This window comes from Negadavirga shengliensis, assembly GCF_042652345.1.
Classification (GTDB): Bacteria; Bacteroidota; Bacteroidia; order Cytophagales; family Cyclobacteriaceae; genus Negadavirga; species Negadavirga shengliensis.
Window position 1 is genome coordinate 41,789 of the sequence record NZ_JBHSJJ010000016.1, and the last position, 21,294, is coordinate 63,082.

At 47.8% G+C, this 21,294-nt stretch carries 13 protein-coding genes; 1 reads left to right on the plus strand and 12 read right to left on the minus strand.

What is annotated here, in order from left to right:
* Positions 1–40: 40 nt before the first annotated feature.
* Positions 41–3,580 (plus strand): PVC-type heme-binding CxxCH protein, encoded by a 3,540-nt coding sequence (locus ACFPFU_RS21015; RefSeq protein WP_377067820.1) that lies wholly within the window; start codon positions 41–43, stop codon positions 3,578–3,580.
* A 77-nt stretch (positions 3,581–3,657) separates the two neighbouring features.
* On the opposite strand, the gene ACFPFU_RS21020 is transcribed toward ACFPFU_RS21015, so the two are convergent.
* From ACFPFU_RS21020 to ACFPFU_RS21075, 12 genes are all read right to left on the minus strand, one after another.
* On the minus strand, positions 3,658–4,362 hold the full coding sequence (locus ACFPFU_RS21020; protein WP_377067822.1) for a DUF3307 domain-containing protein: 705 nt from the start codon (positions 4,360–4,362) through the stop codon (positions 3,658–3,660).
* Positions 4,359–4,970, minus strand: coding sequence for a hypothetical protein (locus tag ACFPFU_RS21025; protein ID WP_377067824.1), 612 nt, complete (start codon positions 4,968–4,970; stop codon positions 4,359–4,361). Before ACFPFU_RS21025 ends, ACFPFU_RS21020 begins: the two co-directional genes overlap by 4 nt.
* Positions 4,971–5,081: 111 nt before the next feature.
* A complete protein-coding gene (locus tag ACFPFU_RS21030; protein ID WP_377067826.1) occupies positions 5,082–6,770 on the minus strand; it encodes an L-lactate permease in 1,689 nt (562 codons plus the stop codon).
* 30 nt (positions 6,771–6,800) lie between these two features.
* On the minus strand, positions 6,801–8,693 hold the full coding sequence (locus tag ACFPFU_RS21035) for a malate synthase (protein WP_377067828.1): 1,893 nt from the start codon (positions 8,691–8,693) through the stop codon (positions 6,801–6,803).
* A 60-nt stretch (positions 8,694–8,753) separates the two neighbouring features.
* A complete protein-coding gene (locus ACFPFU_RS21040) occupies positions 8,754–10,931 on the minus strand; it encodes a hypothetical protein (RefSeq protein ID WP_377067830.1) in 2,178 nt (725 codons plus the stop codon).
* A gap of 4 nt (positions 10,932–10,935) precedes the next feature.
* Positions 10,936–13,212: an alpha-amylase family protein gene (locus ACFPFU_RS21045; protein ID WP_377067832.1), complete on the minus strand. Its 2,277-nt coding sequence runs from the start codon at positions 13,210–13,212 to the stop codon at positions 10,936–10,938.
* A 26-nt stretch (positions 13,213–13,238) separates the two neighbouring features.
* Positions 13,239–14,372: a hypothetical protein gene (locus ACFPFU_RS21050; protein ID WP_377067833.1), complete on the minus strand. Its 1,134-nt coding sequence runs from the start codon at positions 14,370–14,372 to the stop codon at positions 13,239–13,241.
* Positions 14,373–14,562: 190 nt separating this feature from the next.
* The gene (locus ACFPFU_RS21055; protein ID WP_377067834.1) at positions 14,563–16,050 is read right to left on the minus strand and encodes a mandelate racemase/muconate lactonizing enzyme family protein; all 1,488 of its coding nucleotides are present in this window, start codon (positions 16,048–16,050) and stop codon (positions 14,563–14,565) included.
* Between the two features lie 203 nt (positions 16,051–16,253).
* On the minus strand, positions 16,254–17,189 hold the full coding sequence (locus ACFPFU_RS21060; protein ID WP_377067836.1) for an RraA family protein: 936 nt from the start codon (positions 17,187–17,189) through the stop codon (positions 16,254–16,256).
* Positions 17,190–17,316: 127 nt separating this feature from the next.
* Entirely contained in the window at positions 17,317–18,795 is a 1,479-nt protein-coding gene (locus ACFPFU_RS21065) for a mandelate racemase/muconate lactonizing enzyme family protein (protein WP_377067838.1), read from the minus strand.
* Positions 18,796–18,823: 28 nt separating this feature from the next.
* Positions 18,824–20,101: a mandelate racemase/muconate lactonizing enzyme family protein gene (locus ACFPFU_RS21070; protein ID WP_377067840.1), complete on the minus strand. Its 1,278-nt coding sequence runs from the start codon at positions 20,099–20,101 to the stop codon at positions 18,824–18,826.
* Between the two features lie 170 nt (positions 20,102–20,271).
* Positions 20,272–21,216, minus strand: a complete 945-nt coding sequence (locus tag ACFPFU_RS21075) for an RraA family protein (RefSeq protein WP_377067842.1) — start codon at positions 21,214–21,216, stop codon at positions 20,272–20,274.
* Positions 21,217–21,294: the final 78 nt, after the last annotated feature.

Sequence of the window (21,294 nt, forward strand, 5' to 3'; positions counted from 1 at the left end):
GGAAAAAAATACTCCCGTCCCAATTAACGGCAAATAACCCATGAAAGAACATGCGCACCGCCAGGCAAGCCTACATACCATCTTCCTGACAATCATAATGAAATCTGAAAATCTGCGAAACTTTTTCACCGGTTTGAAAGGGTACTTGCTTGCCTTTATGCTCTTACCGTCTGTCATATGTGCCCAGAATAACCTCCGGGACATCCCGTCTCCTGATCCACAGATCCAGCAGAAAATGTTCAACGTAGCGGATGGCTTTGAGGTAACCCTATTTGCTGCGGAACCCATGGTGATGAAACCGATTCAAATGAATTGGGATGAACAAGGGCGGCTGTGGGTGGTCAGCAGTACGGTTTACCCGCACTTGAAGCCGGGACAAACACCTAATGATAAAATCTATGTATTGGAGGACACCAACGGTGATGGCAAAGCGGACAAATCCACTGTTTTTGCCGAGGGGCTGAATACACCCACGGGAATTCTGCCCGGCGACGGTGGGGTTTATGTGGCCAACTCTACCGAAATACTCCACCTAAGAGATACGGACGGAGATGGAAAAGCAGATCAGAGGCGTCAGATTTTAACAGGATTCGGGGTTGGGGATACCCATCATCTCATCCATACCTTCCGTTGGGGACCGGATGGCTTGATGTATTTTAACCAGTCTATTTATATCTACAGCCACGTGGAAACCCCGGGAGGCATCAGGCGTCTGGAAGGAGGAGGTGTGTGGCAGCTGCAGCCCAAAACACTTGAACTTGAAGTCTATGCGAAGGGATTGATCAATCCCTGGGGTCTGCAATTTGACCGGTGGGGACAGTCATTTTTGACCGATGGTGCCGGAAACGAAGGTATCAATTATGCTTTCCCCGGAGCTACCTTTATGACAGCACCCGGAGCGGAGAGAATTCTGCGGGGATTGAATCCGGGTCAGCCAAAGCACAGTGGGCTGGATATTGTGTCGGGCAGGCATATGCCGGATTCATGGTCAGGAAGTCTGATTACCAATGATTTTCGGGCCAACCGGATCAACCGGTTTGTTTTGGAAGAACAGGGAAGCGGCTTTGTGTCCAAACAAGTGGAGGATTTATTATGGACGGACCATATCGCATTTCGTCCGGTAGATATTACCATGGGTCCCGATGGGGCCATTTATGTGGCAGATTGGTACAATCCCATTATCCAACATGGGGAAGTGGATTTTCACGATCCCAGACGGGACCAGCAGCACGGACGGATATGGCGTATTGCCGCTAAAAACGCCGAGCGGATAAAAATACCGAACCTGGCTGGGGCCACCGTACGGGAGTTGCTTGACGCGCTGAAACTACCTGAAGACTGGACACGGTTACAGGCAAAGCAACTGCTGAAAAACCAGAGCAGGGACCAGGTAATTCCACAGCTTCAGCAATGGATAAATTCCCTGGATAAAAATGATATCGAATACGAGCACCACCTTTTGGAAGCCTTGTGGGTATACCAATCTCTGGATAAAGTCGAAGAAGGATTGCTGAATAGGCTGCTGTCGGCCCGTAATCCAAAAGCGAGGGCTGCCGGGGTCAGGGTGCTCAATCGCTGGATCCATAGATTGGACAACTCCGCCGAATTGCTCAGCAACATGGTAAAAGATGAGCATCCGGGGGTGCGTATGGAGGCCGTGCTGGCATTGGGTAAAATCCGTACTGCCGAATCAGCCCGAATGGCGCTGTCAGTTTTGGACCGCCCAACCGACGAATTTCTGGATTTTGCCCTTTGGCAAACGGTAAGAGAATTGGAAACCTACTGGTTGGAACAGCTGCTTGCCAACCCGGATTTTTTTGGGGACAACAAGAAAGTCTCCTATGCGCTAAAATCCGTCAGCAATCCCGAAGCGATCAGCATGCTGGTAAAATTATACCAAGCTGGGGAGGTGCCTGCGGAATACCACCAGGATGTCCTTGGGTCTATTTCAAAATATGGAAAAACCGGGGATCTGAATACCTTGTTGAATATCGCCATGGAGGGTAATGGTGCGGACAGGGCCGGTCGCTTAATGGCCTTGGTGCAAGCCTCACGACAAAGAAAGGTCATGCCTGACAGTGGTTTGGGCAGGATTATGGCCTTTATTGAAAGCGATGATGAAGGGGAAGCCCTGGCAGCTATCCGACTCGCGGGATTATGGAACAGAACAGAAATGAACATGCGGTTGGTCTCCATTGCCCAAGATGGGGAAAGGAACAGAAAAAAAGCGGCGCTTTCGGCATTGGCGATGATGACTGACACCCAAAGCCATCAACTGCTGGAAGAAATGACAAAACCCAACCAGTCTCCTGAGCTGCGGGTCCTGGCCACTTCCCAATTGGTCAACCAGGATGCCCATAAAGCCGCTGACATTGCCATAAACCTATTGGGCGATGCCCTGGGTCAGGAGGATGCCACAGAATTATTCGCCGCTTTTTTAGCCAGCAAAGAAGGCGTCGCCGCTTTGACAGGTAAGCTTTCCCATCATAAGATTCCCGTAGACATGGCCAAAACCGGAAGACAAGCCATGCAGCAGCATTTGCCCTGGTACCGTCAAAACGATACCGATGTAAGTCAGCTTAAGAAAGAGCTTGAAGCATCGGGTGGGATATTGCCGCCGGAACGCATGCCTCAACAATTAAACGAATCCCAGGTATACGCTTTGGTCCAGGAAGTTAAAAACAACGCGGATCCTGAACTCGGGGAGGCAATTTACAGGAAAAACTCGCTGATGTGCCAAAACTGCCACGCCATTGGCGGAGCGGGCGGACTGATCGGCCCCGACCTCAGCAGCCTTGGCACCAGTTCGCCCATCGACGATATTATCCGCTCCCTGGTAAACCCTGCGGAATCCATCAAGGAAGGTTATGAACTTCAGAAAATCACGCTGAAAGACGGGTCTGTAGTGATGGGTTATTTGGTCAATGACGGAGCGTCTGAAATTGTCGTAAGGAATGTGGGCGGTATGGAAGAGACGATTGCCAAATCCCAAATCGACACCCATGAAAATGTGCCCGGTTCACTGATGCCTCCGGGATTGACAGCCAGTCTTGACAGGGAGGAGTTCATAAACCTGGTGGGTTACTTGTCCAAACTGGGGAGTTCGGGGACCTTTCGTGTACCCCATGAAAGGTATGTGAGACGCTGGAGGGCTGTTTCAGGAAATGAGGCGCTGATCTCCAAACTTCGGGAAAGGGGTTTAGCACATATGGTTGATCCTGATACAAAACTCAACCTTTTGCCGTTCTACAGCAAAGTAGCCGGTGACCTGCCGCTGGAAGAACTCCCCATCATGAAGATCGGTGACGGGCAACAAATCAGTGTGATCCGGTTTGAAATTGAAGTGCTCAGGCAGGGCAATGTACAGCTGGCTTTTAATTTTAACGAGGGTATAACAGCATGGTCAGGGCAACAACAACTCCAACTCGGGGATCATCACGCAACCGCTGATTTAACCCAGGGAAGGCATGAAATCACAGTCGCCATTGATCGAAACGTCCACGAGGATGGTACTTTCAGCATCCAGCTTCAGGAAACTCCGACCCATTCGGCACAAACGAGACTTACCATGGGTAGATAGCGGCTGTCGGCCAAACATGCAAAATCCTGGATGTTTTATAACTTAGAAAACCAAGGTGTCTATACCCATTGGGCCGCTTACCGCCAAGCCAGAAATACCATGCCGGTCAGTATTGCCAAGCCAAAACTCAATAAGGTTCCAATCAGGATATATTCGGTCAGTTTACGGTCTTTGGATTGCCTCAGGTCTCCGAAGCGGAATACAGATTTTGCTGCCACTAAAAAACCTATGGCTTCCCACCTTCCACTGACAATAAATACGAAAACAAATAATCTTTCCAGGATGCCTATGTATTTACCTGCTTCCTGTAAAGATGAAGTGCCATCGTCATGCGGAAGGGGGTCCCATTTTGAAATGATGGTTTTGATGACGATGGAAGCCGGTATGGTTAAAAAAACAATGGCCGTAAATGTCAGCCACTCTGCTTCTCCCCAGCTTTTCCAATAAACAAGAACATCTACTCCGGAAAAATGAACCAGAAGTAAAATAATTACCACATGGGCAAATTGATCCAGGAAAAACCACAGCCTTTTGGTGTTTTCGTTCTGCGAATAAAGTTTGACGACATCTATGCACCAGTGGCTTACCGCTAAAAACAGCGCCCATGGCCAATATTGAATATCCCATACCAAAAGCATAACTAACATTCCGTGAAGAAGCGCATGGATATAAAGTTGGTAAGCTTTTATTTTCCTTTTTTCCTTGACTTCTACCCAAGAACCGGGTTGAAGGAAAAAATCTCCTATAAAATGTGCCAGAAGCAGTTTGATAAACAATATCATAATAATGCATTTAGCTTTTCGGTGTAAAAATCCATTAATTCCTCTATGACTTCGAGTTGCGACCGTTTCAATCTCGTACTTATGGTGTTTTGATTGATGCCTTCCAGTTCACCCAAAGCCGTCTGTGAGAGGCCTGGGTTTTCAAATACCAAACTCACCGTCTTTGCGGATTTTGCCGTCCAATGGTCCATGATGGTAAGCGCCAATTTGAGCATCAGGTTGATTTGGCGGTCAAATTCCGGCCAGGGACTTCCAATAAGCAGGTGCTGGCCCATTTTTTCCAACCGTTCAAAGGTCTCTCCCGAGCGGACAAAAGCCCCTCCATTGGACTCACTGATCCGGGGGGCGATGTAGGCAGGTTCTCCTATGCCTATGGCCATGCGAACATCCAAAGGGGGTATTTTCTTTATTGCAGCCTTGATATGCAGGGCCACCTTTAAGGCCATTCTTGGATCATTCACCTTAAGCTGGAAACTATCCCCCCTATAAATTTCCCAGTCGGCAGGTTGTGTGCCCCATTTGGCCAACACATTTTTCAAGCTTTCCAACCACCGATCGGGCGGGAGTTTCTGGGACTGAACAATATCTCCGGTAATCACAGCTATCATATGCCCAATATATCATCTTTTAAGTTGATATCCTAATATATCACTAAATAAAATGATAATTTGAAATATCATGTTATTACATGATAAATGGATTTTACCACGGACAAAACATTAAGAAAGGTAATCCGTCACCCCGATACCCAAAACAAGCAACAATCCGATCAATCCTGTAAACAACAAATAATAAATAGTAGGAAAGATGGTCCTTCTCAATACACTTCCTTCCCTTCCCAAAAGCCCTACTGTGGCGGAAGCAGCCACGACATTGTGGATCGCAATCATGTTCCCGGCTGCGGCGCCAACCGCCTGCAAAGCCAATATCCAGGTGGTGGACATAGACAGGTTTTCGGCCACACCAAACTGAAAAAGGCTGAACATCAGGTTACTCACGGTATTACTACCCGCAATAAATGCACCCAGCGCACCGATCATTGGGGCGAACAAAGGGTACACCTGCCCTACTTTTAAAGCGACCCATTCGGCCATAACGATGGGCATGGCGGCAAGGTCCAGAAGATTTTCTCCGGAATTGATATATACCCGTACCATGGCCACCGCAAAAAGCAAGACCGATCCAGCACTGAGAATCATCCTGCCGCTTTCCCCCAGTGCTTTTCCCGCCTGTTGTCTGTTCATACCATGTAAAAAATAAGTAACCACACATACCACCAAAAGTATGGATCCCGGAAGATAAAAAGGTGTACTGTTTGCGGCAATCCCCGTCCCTAAGATACCTTCATAACTGACAGAAATCCCTGTAAGGAAACTCCGGAAAGGCAGCTGGGGCAGCCTGCTCATCACCAATAAGATGGCCAGCAAAAAATAAGGGAACCACGCCTTCCACAATCCTACAGGCTTGGCGCCGTTTTCTTCATGGGATATTTCAAGTGTGCCGAGCCATTCTTGGGGCCATTCATCAGGATCCTGCATTTCCCATGTCTGCTTGGGAAGCAGAAAACCTCTTTTCGCAGCAGAAACCACCAGACTCAAGCCCACCAAAGATCCCAGCAAAGACGGAAACTCCGGTCCCAGCAAAAAACCGGTCAAGGCATAGGGTACCGTGAAAGCAAGTCCTCCAAATAGGGCAAAAGGAAAAATCTCCAGCCCTTCTTTCCAGGACTTGTTTTTGCCAAAAAAGCGGCACAGCATTAAAACCATAAAAAACGGCATCAACGTACCTACAACAGCATGGGTCAGGGCAGCATGAGCGGTAACTGTTTCCAAAAGGTCCATAAAATCCAAACCCAAATAATCCAGTCTGGAATCAAGGTCCGGGTTTTGGAGGCCACCCCTCACTCCTACCAGGATGGGAGTGCCCACAGCTCCAAAAGTAACCGCAGTACTCTGCACCATCATCCCCAATATGACCGCAGCCATAGCCGGAAAGCCTAAGGCTACCAACAGCGGCGCCACTATGGCCGCAGGCGTGCCAAAACCGGCAGCCCCCTCTATAAAAGACCCAAACAGCCATACGATGATGATTACCTGTACACGCCTATCCGGGCTGATCCCCTGAAAACCTTTTCGGATGGCACTTACTCCACCGGAATGTTTCAAGAAATTCAACAAAAGAATGGCCGCAAAAACGATATATAAAATATCAAAAGTGATGAAGAAACTCTGGATACCAGAAGCCAAAACATGCACCCATGAAAGGCCCCAGAAAAAATAGGCAATCAGCGAAGTAACCACAAAAGTAATGGGCATGGTTACCCTGGCCGAAATCCTGAAACCTACCAGCATCACTCCAGCAAGAAGTATGGGAAAGAAAGCGAGAAAAAACAACAGATCGATTGACATGAAGAGACTATTTTGGGCTGAGACTTCTTTTTAGGAAGTGACCTGAAAATCCAGGTTTTCAGTAATCCGTTGGTTTCTTTCCTTTAGCGTCCTTAGGTATAACCCGATTCTTTCCTTTGCTTTTCCTAAATCCATATTGTCTAAATTAATGTTCAATAAGTCAATGAACCAAGGGGCCTTTGTGGGTTCAGTAACGTATACTTCGGCTATGGCTTTGGCAATAGGGAGGGTTGTGGTTTTGGAAGAATCATAAACATCTTTATTACTGGATTTCAGTAATTTACCATATTCCTCTTCAAGTAATTTGTTAAATAAGGTTAAACTAAAAACATTCCCCTTTTTGATACCTGCCGCCATATCGTCTTCCGTCAACACAGCTGCTTTATGCACCCATTCCCAAAGAATACTTAAACGGATCTCCCCCGTGGCCATATCCTCCATCAAGTATAAAACATCGTCGTCTCCAAAGAAATCGGCCGGCTTAAGGGCCGCAGCCTGCATTCCCTGACCAAAGGCATTTCCATACTGAAGCGCCACGCTGATGAGGTTCCTGGCACCGCGTATGGTCCGCGGTGCCTCTTCCAAAAGGATCAGGCCGTCGGCATCTTCCTGGGTATAGGTAAGCAGGGGAAACTTACGGCCCGTCTGGTTGGCCTCTCCGACACGCTCCCACACCGGCCGGACAATGTGGACCATCTTCCAATGGGCGACCCATTTGCCGCTTGCTCCTTCCTTCTGCTCTCTTTCCGCACCCGCAACCGCTTTCTTCATGCTGGAATCCACCCCTTCTTCTGACCCCACCGGGATATTGGGTTCCATCCCTCCCTGCCAAAGGGCGAAATTCCCATTGATATCCGGCGTGTTGACAGCTCTTCTTACCCTATCTTCATAATTCCGCATGTATCCATAAGTCATTCCTATAGATTCAATATTGGGATTGACAAAATCCATATCCCAGGCCATCGCATCCGAGACGCTGTTGATATAATCCCACCTTCCGGTATTGAACCCGACAAAATGCCGGCCCAGAGCGGCACGGATTTCCATTAACTGATACGTGGCTTCCAGCTGCTCTACCAGAACGTATACTTTCACCGTACCTTCTTGCAAACCAAGGTGCTGCTCCAATGTCGTGATCATTTTGTTCCAGAGGGCAGCTTCTTCTGCGGTCTGTATTTTTGGCAGATAAAGTACAACTGAAGCACCGGCAGCAGCCAGTGCTTGATGGTTATTGGTAACATACAAGGTCAAATCAGCGATGGAGGCCGAAAATGAATTGCCGTTGCTTTCCCGGATGTGCCTGTCATCTAGGTGAAGGCCCCTGGCCCTGAAAATCTTGGTGGTAAAATCAAGCTGGGATCTCCAGTCTTTGATTTTCCCCTCTCCAAAAAAACTTTGTGACCAGCTGTTCATTTGCGCCGCCACTTCTTCCGCGACTTTCAGGAATACCGGTGAACGATTTATCGCCAGCTTGAGGTTACGCTGGTTATCCAGCGACATGGTCCCTATCTGTCCAAGCGCATCCTCCCCGTCAAACATCCAGCCATCGGCACCGGACAACAAGGCATAAGCTACATTTCTTATACTGTTTTCCAGGGGCGCATTAGGTTTGGCGCCCGGGCCTGTCCCCTGTATCCATTGCCGCTTTAGATCCTCCGGTATCACTGCTCCTTCAAAATTCCCCTCCCTGGCATCTTTAACTTTGATTTGAGTACCCGGGATGAATGTTTCAGGGTCAAGAAAACCTATACGTTTTTGCTTTTCCCTTCTTTCCAACCTCCTCCTCATTCTGACATCCATCAGGTGTTTCACTTCTATGTTTAAATCCGCCATGACTTCCAATGCAGCCAATACTTCAGGGGTATATACATCCTGGTAGCTTTCTTTGAGGTTATCTCTAATGATTATTTTGCTTTCGCTCATAGTTAATGCAGTGAATTAAAAAGATTATAGGTTCAAATATGAGTTTTCAATTTAATGAATTTATTTTTCAAATGTCCTGGCCAGATGGATATCCCTTTCCACCTGAGGCCTTAACGCCTCCCATGAAAAGGAAATATATTCGTCTCCGTAATGCTCTGTACTTACATGAGGGACGGGTTTATACCGGTCTTTGGTCAAATGTATTACCTGATCCCAGTGTTCCAGGCACTTCTCCAGATAAACGACCGCCTTTTCCTTATCTGCGGGATCACCGGTGTACCGGTAATTTTCCAATGCCACGCCGGCACGGATTTTATCAGCCAGGTACAGTCCCAGATAGGACCAGGTGGCCAAATCCATCAGTTCCGATTTGAAAGCCCCCGAATATTCATTTTCAAATTTGACCAGGTTCTCCGTTATCCTTAATGCCTCTCTGCTGTCTTGTTCGGATAGGTCTGCCAACTGCGAGGGGTTTATCTTTCCATCAGCCTCTTTTTCTGTTTCCCCTTGCCCCCTAACATAATCGCCAATGGATATCCAATCCGGATCAAGCGTTTGATGATCCATCCATTCAAGAATGGAAATAAAGGGTGAAGACCTGTCAAAATAACGGTCTCTTGAGGAGGGCTCCGCCGCGATAAAGCCTTCTGAATATAATGTATAATCCCAGGTAGACCGGTAAAAAGAAGCCATACGTAACGGCATCTTGCTGGCCAGCTTGTAGGCCTTCAGCATCGGAATCCCCACTCCTTCTCCATACTTTTTCTCCAAGATCGTTTCAAAGTACCTGTCGGAAGTGGCTTGGTCATACAAAAGCCTGCCCCAGGTCTTATAGAACATCCACTGTTTTTCAAAACCATATTGCCAAGTCTTATCCGGTGAAGGAACATGGGAGTAGTCTAACGCAGGAATATAGCCCTCAGAGCCTATAAAATAACCGTTTACATATTCATGAAGGTTTTCCTTAATGTGGTTGCGTATAAAATTCGGATCACCCCACCGGAGGATAAAAAAATCTTCATTTCTCACCATCCACTGGATGCGGTAATTTTCCGGGAATGGCTTCCAAAACCTTTCGTCTAGTTCTCCGGAATGATAATCATGTGTAATGGACAACTTGGGAGTGGAATGGCCATGAGACCAGTTAAACTTTATTTCTACCAAAGCAGGTTCTTCCAATTCGGTCTGGTCCAACAGGTGGCGCATGGCCATGGGATCACCGGCCAATACGGAACGGTGGAGAAATTTGACCTTGCGGTCGGCCGCTTTCATGCCTTCCACAAAAGTGTCGGCTATCCAATCCTCTCTTTCCTGGGGTGTCATCTTTTCATCAAATGTGCCCATCCAGTCAGCCAAAGTGACTCCTATACCGGTAAGGTCAGGATATTCATTGATCATTTGGGTAACCGATTCCCGGATATACTGTTTGACCTGGTCAGAAAGATCATTGTATTCGGTACCGCCATAAGCATCCACAAACTCCGGCGAAACCACAATATTCCAATTAACGATAAAAGTTTGTACCCCTCTGTCTTTGGCCATCCGGAAAAGTTGCCGCCAAAACTGCTGCCATTCCAACATTTCTTTTTCATCGAAAGGAGTGGCCTGCGGAAAATTAACGGCTCTTATCATGTAAGGAAAAGGGTGGTTGTTCCATAAAGAGAGCACATTCAGCCTGTTCTCCACCATCATGTCCAGAAATTCCTCCCAAAAGCCTAAATCCCGGCAGGTATGGGTATGTATCCGGGTGGCTTCATTGTCGCGGTAAGGAGACCAGGGAAGATTAAACTTGATGATGCGGTATTCCAGGCTTGGCTGAAAAGTCTTTTCCTCCACACCAACATAGGTGCCTGAGTTTTCTATGTGTTCCGCAAGGTCCAACACGCCGTACATCGCACCGACAGGATCATTGGCCAAGATAAGCAAAGTGCTGTTCCCATTCTCCCATTTGTACCTGTATCCTTCCTTTTGGATCATATGAAAAGGGGAAAGCTTTTCTTCGGGAGCCGATTCTTCTCCTTTCAATAAAATGGCTATATCCGCATCCTGATCTAAAGACTCAGCATGATTGACAATGAGGGTTTCATCCACGGATGCCAACTGTCCCCGCAACAGGTCCACTGCATAATTTACAGGTGCATTCTTTGTGTCATAGACAAGTCTTAGCTGCCCCCACGCGCTTGTTTGGATCATCGCAAATGCAGCCAGACATGCTAAGCTGATCATGTTCATTTTCATAGTCTCATGTTTCAAGAAAAACAGCAGCAAAATCCTCCAATTTTTCAATTTCCAATACCACGTGGTTGCCTTCTGCACGGATCTGTAGCTCTCCCTGGCTTTTTAGAACACGGCTTTTTTTTAATGTGGCCTTCCCCAGATCCAGCTTGACCTCAATATCCCTTACGGGAAGAAGTTCCCTCAACGGCCGCTTTCCACCCGATGTGTTGACCAGAGATAAGACATACTGACCTTTGTTCAAAAGGGATGCTGTCAAGCCAATGTGGACGGATGAAGGCGCGTTTGTTTCCACCATGGTTGCACTGCCGGCCAGTTCCAGGACAGCACGGAAGAGGAGGCTCCTGGCGTCGGGATGGCCCATTTGCTGCGCAATCACATCCGGTTGATAGGCGAAATAGATGGACTCGCCCTGTCCGAACCGGTTATGCACGATGGTAGGAAAATCGCTGGAAAGTTCCTCCACCCAAGCCTTGTCCGGCGGCTGGTTATGGACCGTGGGTACCAAGACGCATAGGGTCCCGCTTTCCGGTTTAGCCCTGGTTTTCAGGGTATATCCTGCCAGATGCAGCAGTTGTGTGCGTCCGGCCTCATCGATGACCAGTGGATGGTCTTTGTTTCGGATAAATTGGTAAGTGTCTCTTCGGGTATTCCATTTTTCACCTTTATAATTTACCCCAAAAACCTCCGACAACCCAAAATCTTCTCTGCCCCTACCCTCCTGATCATACATGCTGGATTCATATGTGGCTATGATTTTTCCTCCCTTTCTAACATATTCTTTTATCAAGCTTATTTCCAAATCAGACATGCATTGGACATTGGGCAGCAATATCAACGTGTATTTCTTTAATTTTTCAGCGTTGACCTGCTCGTCCAGAATAAAATCATGGGGTATGTGATTTTCGATCAAAACCGTCTCCATACCCCGGATGGCCTCTCCGAAACGGTCTCCTTCGACCAAATCGTTTCTGTAATGCAGGCGTGTGGACCTGGAATAATATATACCTATCTTGGCCACAGGCGCGTGCTGAGCCAGGATTTCCTCATGTTCCTTAACAAAATGGTTAGCATCGCTTTCCACAAATGCATTCCGGGTATCATAGGCGACAGGGGGCACATTGGTGAAGTAACAGTTCCAAAACCTTCCCCCCATAGACAATATTTCCCACAGCCAAACTTTGACATCCAAAGAGGGTTCGATCACCAGTCTGTGTGAGGTTCCATTTCCTCCGTACATCACGACCGCCTCCCTTTCGGGCGCCGCGGATTTAAGGAACTTGATGATGGAATTGGCATAATTAAAATCTTCATAATGGATATGTTCTGTGTTTTCGGTCAGGAAGGCCACACTGACCAAAATATCGAAGTGGTCGAAAGCATTTTTAAGGTCAATGCCGTTGTTTACCCTTCTGCCCACTTCATACATGCTGAACACTTCAGCCGTATAGACTTTATCCTCGCCAAACGATTTGATGGTTTTCTTGATGCGGTCCATATAGCGGTCCGCTTCCTGCCGCTTCCACCCCATATACATGTCCAATTCCTCGTGGCTGCTTTCATTGAGCAGCGGGAGGTTTTGTCCATTATATTCTTTATAACCTGTTTGGCAGTGGATACAATAGCATATGTTGTCAAAGCCCGGGCTGTTATGCCATATACCGTCCAATCCGTAATCCTGTATTACCTGCGCGATGTATTTATTGGCATAGTCATTTCTGTATTCCCCTGAATAACAGGCCATGTGCAGGTGCGGCCTGGTATATGTCATCATCATGGGGCGCTGATCGTGATTCTTGGCAAACCAATCCGGATGCTTTTCATAAACTTCCGGTAAAACACCTCTGAAGTCCACCCTGCCCAGCAGACGAATACCTTTGTCTTTACATGCAGCACTTATTTCAGCCAAAATATCCCTTTTCCCCATAAAGGGATTGATGTTACCTGCTGAAAAAGGGTTTTGCCAAAAATCCACAATTCCCCCCGCATTGACACACAAGGCATTGGCGCCGGATTGAAGCACATAATCCACAACCACCCGGGCATCGTAGTCGCTGGCATCTGTTTCCCTCAAAACCGTATGCATGATGCGCAGAGGTTGGTGGAACCACTGGTGGTCTCTGTCCTGAGCCACCACTCTTTGCGGGTCCGATGCTATCGCATAAGGGGAATAAAGCATCATTCCACCCACCAAGGCATAACTGCTTTGAATGAAGTTTCGTCTGGTGATGATATGTTCGTTTTCGGATGAGAAAGTTTGAAGGGGTTTGGGATCTTTCGGCATCTGGTTTAAATATGGTGTAACAATACTTATTTTCTCCCTATCCCAAACTGGTCACCTGCTTTTACCGCTTTGCCCCCGTTCATATGCACTTCAATCATCTTCTCACTGGCTACATAATTATGGAATTCGTCCTTTAGCGTAAGGAGAATAGTGCGTGTTTCCGCATCAATTACTTCACCGCTGGAGGGATAAACGTATTTTCCGTCCAGACTAAAAGTAACCCAGCCGGGCATGTCCTGTAACGGGATGGTAGTCAGTTGTTGATAGGGAGGATCCGCGCTAAAGACATGCATGCGCATATTATGGCCATCACAGAGCCATACTTCTTTTTCGTCCGGGCTTAGGGCTACCCCATGACTTGGGTTGCCATGCCTCCTCACCGGTCCCTTGTCCCATCCTTCCACCTTGATCTGTGCGATCACCTCACCGGTTCTCAAATCCCCTACTTCAAACCCCAACAAGTCATCCACGTTGATAAAAGCCAGGGTTTCACTGCTGTTGATGGTAAAAGGTCTTATGCCATTGGAAAAAGGCCCTATTTTTTTGGCAATGGTGTGGCTTTTGGTTTCGGCGACATGCAGTAAGGGAGAAGCGATATCACCCATATAAACAAAATCACCGGAAGGCCCATATACGGTATTATGTGCCCTTTGTACCACATCTATGGTTTTGATCAGTTCTCCGGTCTCGCAATCCACGACATTCCAAAAATCCTTCTCCAGTGAGGGCAAATACATGATCTTGCCATCCGGTGAAATGGACATCCTGTCCGCCCCTCCCTGAAAGGCTCTCTCCCAAACCAGTTCTTCTGTTTCGAGATCGATTCTTTGGAGACCTTCCAAAGTACTGATGTACAAACTGTTCAGCGGAAGACTCACAGCAATGCCTTTTACATTGGAGGGTTTGCCGTTGGCCATATATCCTTTTGTTTTGATCCTTTTCACAAATTTATGGTCGTTGTCCATGTCAAACACCAGAAGTCCGTGACCGCCATATCCCAGGTAATTCCGTATCCCAGGAACAGCCACATACAGATACCGGTTCACCACCTTATCCTGATCTCCCGGGTCAACGGACTCTTTGAGTGTTGTAAAGGAAGCAGAAACAAGAAAGAGGGCAATCAGCAGACATGCAGTTAAGGATTTCAATGTATTTTTCATGATTATTTGGGTTTTATGGGGACTGACTTGGCAGTCAATTTAAGCAAATTGAGAATGAGTATCAAAAAACAATCAGGGATCTTCAGAAGAAAATCCCTGATTCGTTAACAGGCAAACGGCACATAAGCAAAGGCATGGTCTACACGTTAAACCATAACTTTAATTGCCCCGCTCGCAGCGTTTAAGCAAATCAGCTCCAGGTCCTGTCCCAGGACCGTCTTCTGTCCCAGTCAGGAGTTGGTTCGAAATAACCGGGTGCCTCGGGATGCAAGTGCTCTTTCATCACATCGTCGTTCAGCTCTATGCCCAGTCCCGGCGCGTCAAGGGGAACATTGGCAAAGCCTTTGTCCACCATGGGCTGGGATCCCGTCATTTTCACCAGATCTTCCCACCAAGGGGTGTCTACGGAGTGGTGTTCCAAAGCCAGAAAATTTTGAGTGGCAGCAGCACAGTGCACATTCGCCATAAAGCATACCGGGGAACCTGCCATGTGCATGGCCATGGCCACACCGTGTTCCTCAGCATAGTCCCCGATTTTTTTGGTTTCCAAAAGTCCTCCCGAAGTTCCCAGGTCCGGATGGACGATATCCACCGCCCTGGCGTCTATAAGCGGCTTAAAGCCCTTCAACATATAAATATCCTCTCCTGTACAGGTAGGCGTTTCTACAGCATCTGATACTGTCCTCCACTGGTCGGTATAAAACCATGGTACCATATCTTCTAACCACGCCAACCGGTATTTCTCCATAGCCCGGGCAAACCGGATCGAGTTATTCACATCAAAATGCCCAAAATGGTCTGCACATAGGGGAATTTCATAACCCACCGCGTTCCTCACCGATTCCACATACTGAGAAAGTCCCTCCAGACCCTTATCCGTGATCTGCACCTGGGTAAATGGATGCAGCGTGCTGCCATAGCTCATGTAATCCCTGGTATCATACTGGCCTTTTGCTCCTCCCCAGAACTGACTGTTTACCAGACTGTCTTTCTCATCTGCCACCACATGTATTCCCAGATCCATTTTCAACCAGGTAAAACCCTGGTCTACCGTCCTTTCCCTCATCACCTTGGCAAACTCAGCCGGATCATCGAAACCGGGGGTATCGGCATAAAGCCTCACTTTATCCCTGTACCTTCCTCCCAAAAGCTGCCATGCTGGAACGCCGTAGGCTTTGCCACAAAGGTCCCAAAGCGCCATTTCAACCGCGCATACACCACCGCCCAAACGGCCATGGCCTCCAAATTGGTTGATGATTTTCCAAAGTTGTTCTACATTGCAGGGGTTCAGGCCAAGAATTCGGCTTTTTAGCATCAAGGCATAGCGTTCATCCGCTCCGTCCCTAACCTCTCCCAATCCATAGATGCCCTGATTGGTATCTATACGGATGATCGGTGTCCTTCCCACATTTCTCAGCACGGCCACCCTCATGTCCGTAATCTTCAGATCAGAGGGGTTGGAATACCTGTTCACTTTGGAAGTGGTCTCAGCCACGGTGTCTTCAATGGAGGCATACATCATCGCCCCAAGGCTCAGGCCGCCCAAAGCTGTCTTTTTCAGAAAACTCCTTCTTTCATTTTTGGTAACAGGGCTCTTTGCTTCCTCTTCTCTCGCCTTTGCAGCAAGTCTGTCTTCTTCTTTAAATTTAGCTATGATTTGTCTAATATTTTCCTTCATAGGTTTATTGGTTTAAAATATTTTTTAAATTTTCTTTTCTTCAAAACAAACAGCGGATACTCGTCCCCTCTTAAAATAGAGAGGCCATGCCAGTCCTTGTTTTTTGACTTTGATTTAAACAAATAGAACTGTATTCAATCCCAGGAATCCTTCATTTAAAAACCCCTTCCGCCCTGATTGCGCAGAAGGGGTTTTTAGGTTGATTACCAATTCCGCTCTTTGAGGAAATCATCAAGTTCTTCCCTGCTCATAGGGAGGTCTTGTTTCTCATTCAGCCAGTTCAAAAAGTCCTTCTTGATCTCATCACTCCACTGACTGTCTATCTGACCTGCTGTGTACTTCTGCTCCCTCAGTCTCTGATGGCCAAACTGGTCACGAAGCATGATAAATTCTGCGTTGATGACAAGATCAGCCAATAAGTGCGATGGAACGAATATCACCCCCCATTTATTGGCCAATACAGCATCCCCGGGAAGCACAGTGGCCCGGCCCATTCTAATGGGGTAGTTGATGGTAGTAAGCATCATCTGTTGGATGTAAGAGGGATCATGCCCTTTTATCCATCCGTTGAAACCGTCAATGGCCATCAACCCGGCCATATCCCTGACAGAACCGTTAAAAATCACGCCCCTTTTTGAGTTGGTTTGAATGGCATTTCCCAGATTGTCACCGATAAGGGTTCCGTCAACGATTTTACCATAGCTATCAGCCACATATACATCTCCTTCGACAAGGCCATCTATGGGCCAGGAGTTGGTTCCTCCAGCCTGTGCCCTTCCTTCTTCTTTGCCTATTTTCCTCACCAGATCATTGACATCCGGACGCAAAGGCATATACTGGGCGGTAACCGCCCTCCCTGTCATCACTTCATCGTCCCTGAGAATGATCCAGTCATTTTCAAACTGATTGTGGTATCCTCTGTTGCGCAATATGCCCCATGCTTCCTCCATGGATATCGCCTTCAGGCGCTCCAGCAGTGCATCCGGCACCTTGGGCCTTCCATCGGGAAAACGTTCTCCTTCCCATTCTGAGGTGAGGGCCTTTATCTGATCAGGGGTTGGTGATATTTGTTGTGCCGAACTTTCAAACAAGAAAACGACAATCAATGCAAAACACACAAAAGTGACTTTTTTCATCATTGTAGGTTTAAATAGTTTTATTTTTTTCAGTGTTGAATTTGTGGAAAAGAACGTTAGAAAACAACCCAATTCAAATCAAAATTATAGGAATGGTTGCCCGGCGGATTTACCCGATATCTGCACCTGTTCAGCTCCACCACCGGTCATTGGACCGGTCTGTATCCCATTCTTCGGTGGGCGCAAAATAGTCGGTGCCTTCCACAAGGTGCTGCTTGATCACCTCCTCGTTCAGTTCCACACCCAAGCCGGGACCTTCAGGTACCATGGCAAATCCGTTTTTTACCAAGGGTTTGGGAATGTTGCTGACCATATCTTCCCACCAGGGAATATCCACGGAATGGTGTTCCAAAGCAATAAAATTTTCCGTTGCAGCCGCACAATGGATGTTGGCCATGAAGGAAACGGGGGTGCCTGCAAAATGCATGGCCATCGGAATGCCCTTTTCCTCCGCATAGTCCCCGATTTTTTTGGTTTCCAGTATCCCCCCGGAGGAAGCCAGGTCCGGCTGAATCATATCCACTGCCCTCGCGTCAACCAATTTGATGAATTCTTCCTTGAGAAAAATGTCCTCGCCTGTAAGCGTAGGGGTTTTAATGGCATCGGTGATCTGCTTCCACTTTTCGGTATAAAACCAAGGCACCATGTCTTCCAGCCAGGCCAGCCTGTAGGGTTCCAATGCTTCGCCCAGTCTGATGCATTCTTTATAATCGAAATGGCCGAAATGGTCTGCTGCCAAGGGGACATCATAACCGATTTTCTCCCTCACGGCGGCTACGTACTGGACCATTTCTTTTACCCCCTTGTCTGTAAGCTGGACACCGGTGAAAGGATGGGCGGTCCTGGCATAGCTCCCGTATTCGGAGCTCCAATCCCTCCCTTTTTCAAATGCCCTGGTATTGACCACAGAGCCCTCGTTGTTCCTGACCATTTGTACGCCAAAATCCATCTTCAAAAACGTATACCCCATATCCATCCGCTCTTTCATCCTGGTGGCAAATACTTCAGGGTCATTGGACTGGGTGGTATCTGAGTACAGTCGGATGGCATCCCGGTACTTTCCTCCCAACATCTGGTAAATGGGCACGTTATAGGCTTTACCGGCAAGATCCCATAAGGCCATTTCCACCGCGCATACGCCGCCGGCCTGTCTGGCGTGGTTCCCAAAAAGCTTTATCCGCTTGAACAGCCGTTCGATTTGGCAGGGATTTTCTCCCAAAAGCCTGCTTTTCAATACCAAAGCATATTTTGCACTTGCACCGTCTCTTACCTCTCCCAGTCCATAGATCCCCTGGTTGGTATCAATCCGGATGATCGGGCACCGCATGGGTGCCCCCGCCACTTCGGCAATCCTCAGGTCGGTGATCTTAAGTTCGGAAGGGCTGGAATGGCGGTTTACTTTTTGAGTGGAATGGGCCAACGTTTCTTCGATGGGCTGGAACATAAATGCCCCTAATGCCAGGCCGCCCAACCCCGCTTTCTGAAGGAACTCCCTTCTGGGAGGCATTTTCTCCGTGTCGCAGTCATGTCTCTTATTGACCGAATTTACGCTGCTGGTTTTGGGAAGCTCAAACAGCTGATCGAATTTTGGGTTATTGTATTTTTTCATGATTTTTTTTGTTTACATGGTGTCTGGGTCATTCGAAAAAGGGTACATCTTTTACCGCGTATTTTCTCATGCCTTCCTCATTGATTTCGACTCCAATGCCCGGCTTTTCTGAAAGTGTGATGAAACTGTTTTCGGTTCGGGGGCCGTCGTAAGTGACAATTTCCTGCCACATGGGATCCGTATCCATATAAATCTGCCATTCCATGATCTGAAAATTAGGAACGGAAGCGCATACATGGCATGAGGCCATTGCGCCTAAAAAGGAAGCGACCATGTGCGGGCTGAAAGGCACATAATACAGATTGGAAAGGTTAGCGATGCGCTGCCCTTCTCCAAGCCCGCCGGCCTTTTGGAGGTCCGGCATGATAATATCTACCGCCCCATCATTCAGAAGCCTGGTGAAACCATATGTCAAGTAGATATTTTCCCCGGTGCAAATGGGCGTGGTGGTCTGTTGGGTAATGAATTTATAGGCATCGGGGTTATCTGCAGGAATGGGCTCTTCCAGCCACATCAGGTTGAGCGGCTCATACAATTTGGCCATTTTCAGACCCGTCACAGCATCATACCTTCCATGCATATCCACACAAATATCAATATGGGGCCCGACTTCCTCCCTTACCGCGGCAATGGCATTGTACATCCGGTCGATTTCGGCCGGGCTGGCCGTCCAATTGAATCTGTCGTATTTATTGGGATCCCTGCCGTCATCCACATCGAATTTTACCGCGTTATATCCTCTGTCGACCGCTCCTCTGGCCGCTTCAGCATAATCGCTCGGTTTGGGGTCGGTAGCGGTATAAAGGGCTGTGTCACAATACACCCGGATTCTGTCCCGGAATTTACCCCCCAAAAGCTGATATACAGGCACGCCGTATACTTTACCGGTCAAGTCCCATAAGGCCGTTTCAATGGCGGTCAAAACCGCCACAAACACCCCGGATTGGGCACCGGCAAAAAAGGCCCCTTTTCTCAATTGCTCCGCCAACCGATTGGGATTGAGTGGGCTTTGTCCTTTGATCTGGTTTCCCAGACGCTGTACCAGGTGGTAGGTGCCGTGGATCGCATCCACCGCCTCCCCACAACCCCAGACATCCTGGTTGGTATATATTTTCACATATAAAGCTCCTCTCACATAGCCACATTTTACGTCCGTGATTTTCAAATCAGAAGGATTGGATGCCTGAGGCATTTTTTCCACGGCGGCGGCCAGGCCTGTTCCATAGTTGGCCAAAAAAGCCGTACCGCCTAAGCCTAATAGGGCGGAGTTTCTAATAAAAGATCTTCTGTTTGTCTGTTTACTCATTATTATTGGGTTTAAGATGATCGGAATGATTAAAGATTAGATGGGTATTACGAAAACACACCGCAGGCAGCTTTTAGCAGCAGGTACAGGCTTAAAAACCGGAAACCAAACCTCTTTTTGAAAAAAACATGGGGAATTGTGGTAATTCATAGCAGATAGGTTTTCAGGCATTACCAGGTTCTGTTTTTAAGTATTTCCTGGATTTGTTCCCTGGGCACCGGTAATTCATCAATGTGGTCGTTGAGCCATTGGGAAAAATCCTTTTCGATCTCATCTGACCAGCGTGTGTCGATTTGGCCGGCTGTATACACCCCTTCCCTTAGCCGTTGATGACCAAACATATCTCTGAGCCTTACGATTTCTGAAGTAATCACGACTTGTTCTGCCAAATGGGGCGGAATAAAAGATACTGCCCCGTCTCTGCCTAAAACCACATCACCGGCCATAACGGTTACCTGGCGAATCTTTGTCGGCTTGTTGATGCCGATCAGCATGGTATTGAGATCACCCTGTTGATTATGATGGGACGGATGGTAACTGGTGTAAAATGAAGTAAACCCGCCGATTTCTTTTAATCCCACGATATCCCGCAATGCCCCGTCGTACACGATCCCGTTTCCGGATCTTGCGTAGATCGCATTTCCCACGTTATCGCCGATGGTCGGTCCTCCCAAGTGAGCCCCAAACTGGTCAGCGACGTACACATCCCCGGGGACCAGTACATCTACAGGCCATGAATTCTGCCCACGTTTTCCTTCCGCTTTGCCTCTTTTGTCTATGGCATCGTGTATATCCGGCCGGCCGGGCATGAATGTGGCGGTTACCGCCCGTCCCACCAAAACACTGTCCGGATTAATGGTCATCCAGCCCTCGGCATATTGATATTTATAGCCGGCATTTCTCATGACGGCCCATGCCTCCTCGTGCGTCACCTCCTTCATTCTTATCAGTATGTCATCCGGAACTTTGGGTCTGCCATCTTCATACCGCTCCCCTTTCCATTCCGGCGTCAAAAAAAGCATTTCTTCCTTAGAAATTTGCTGCCCTTTTATATCCGTTAAAAGAGCACACAAACAAACCGCAAACAGTAATTTTCCTAATAATCTGTCTTTCATTATTAACTGTATTTTAACATTGATTGGGAATTATTTTAAGATAACTGAAAGGCGGGTGCAGATGCCGCACCCACCCCC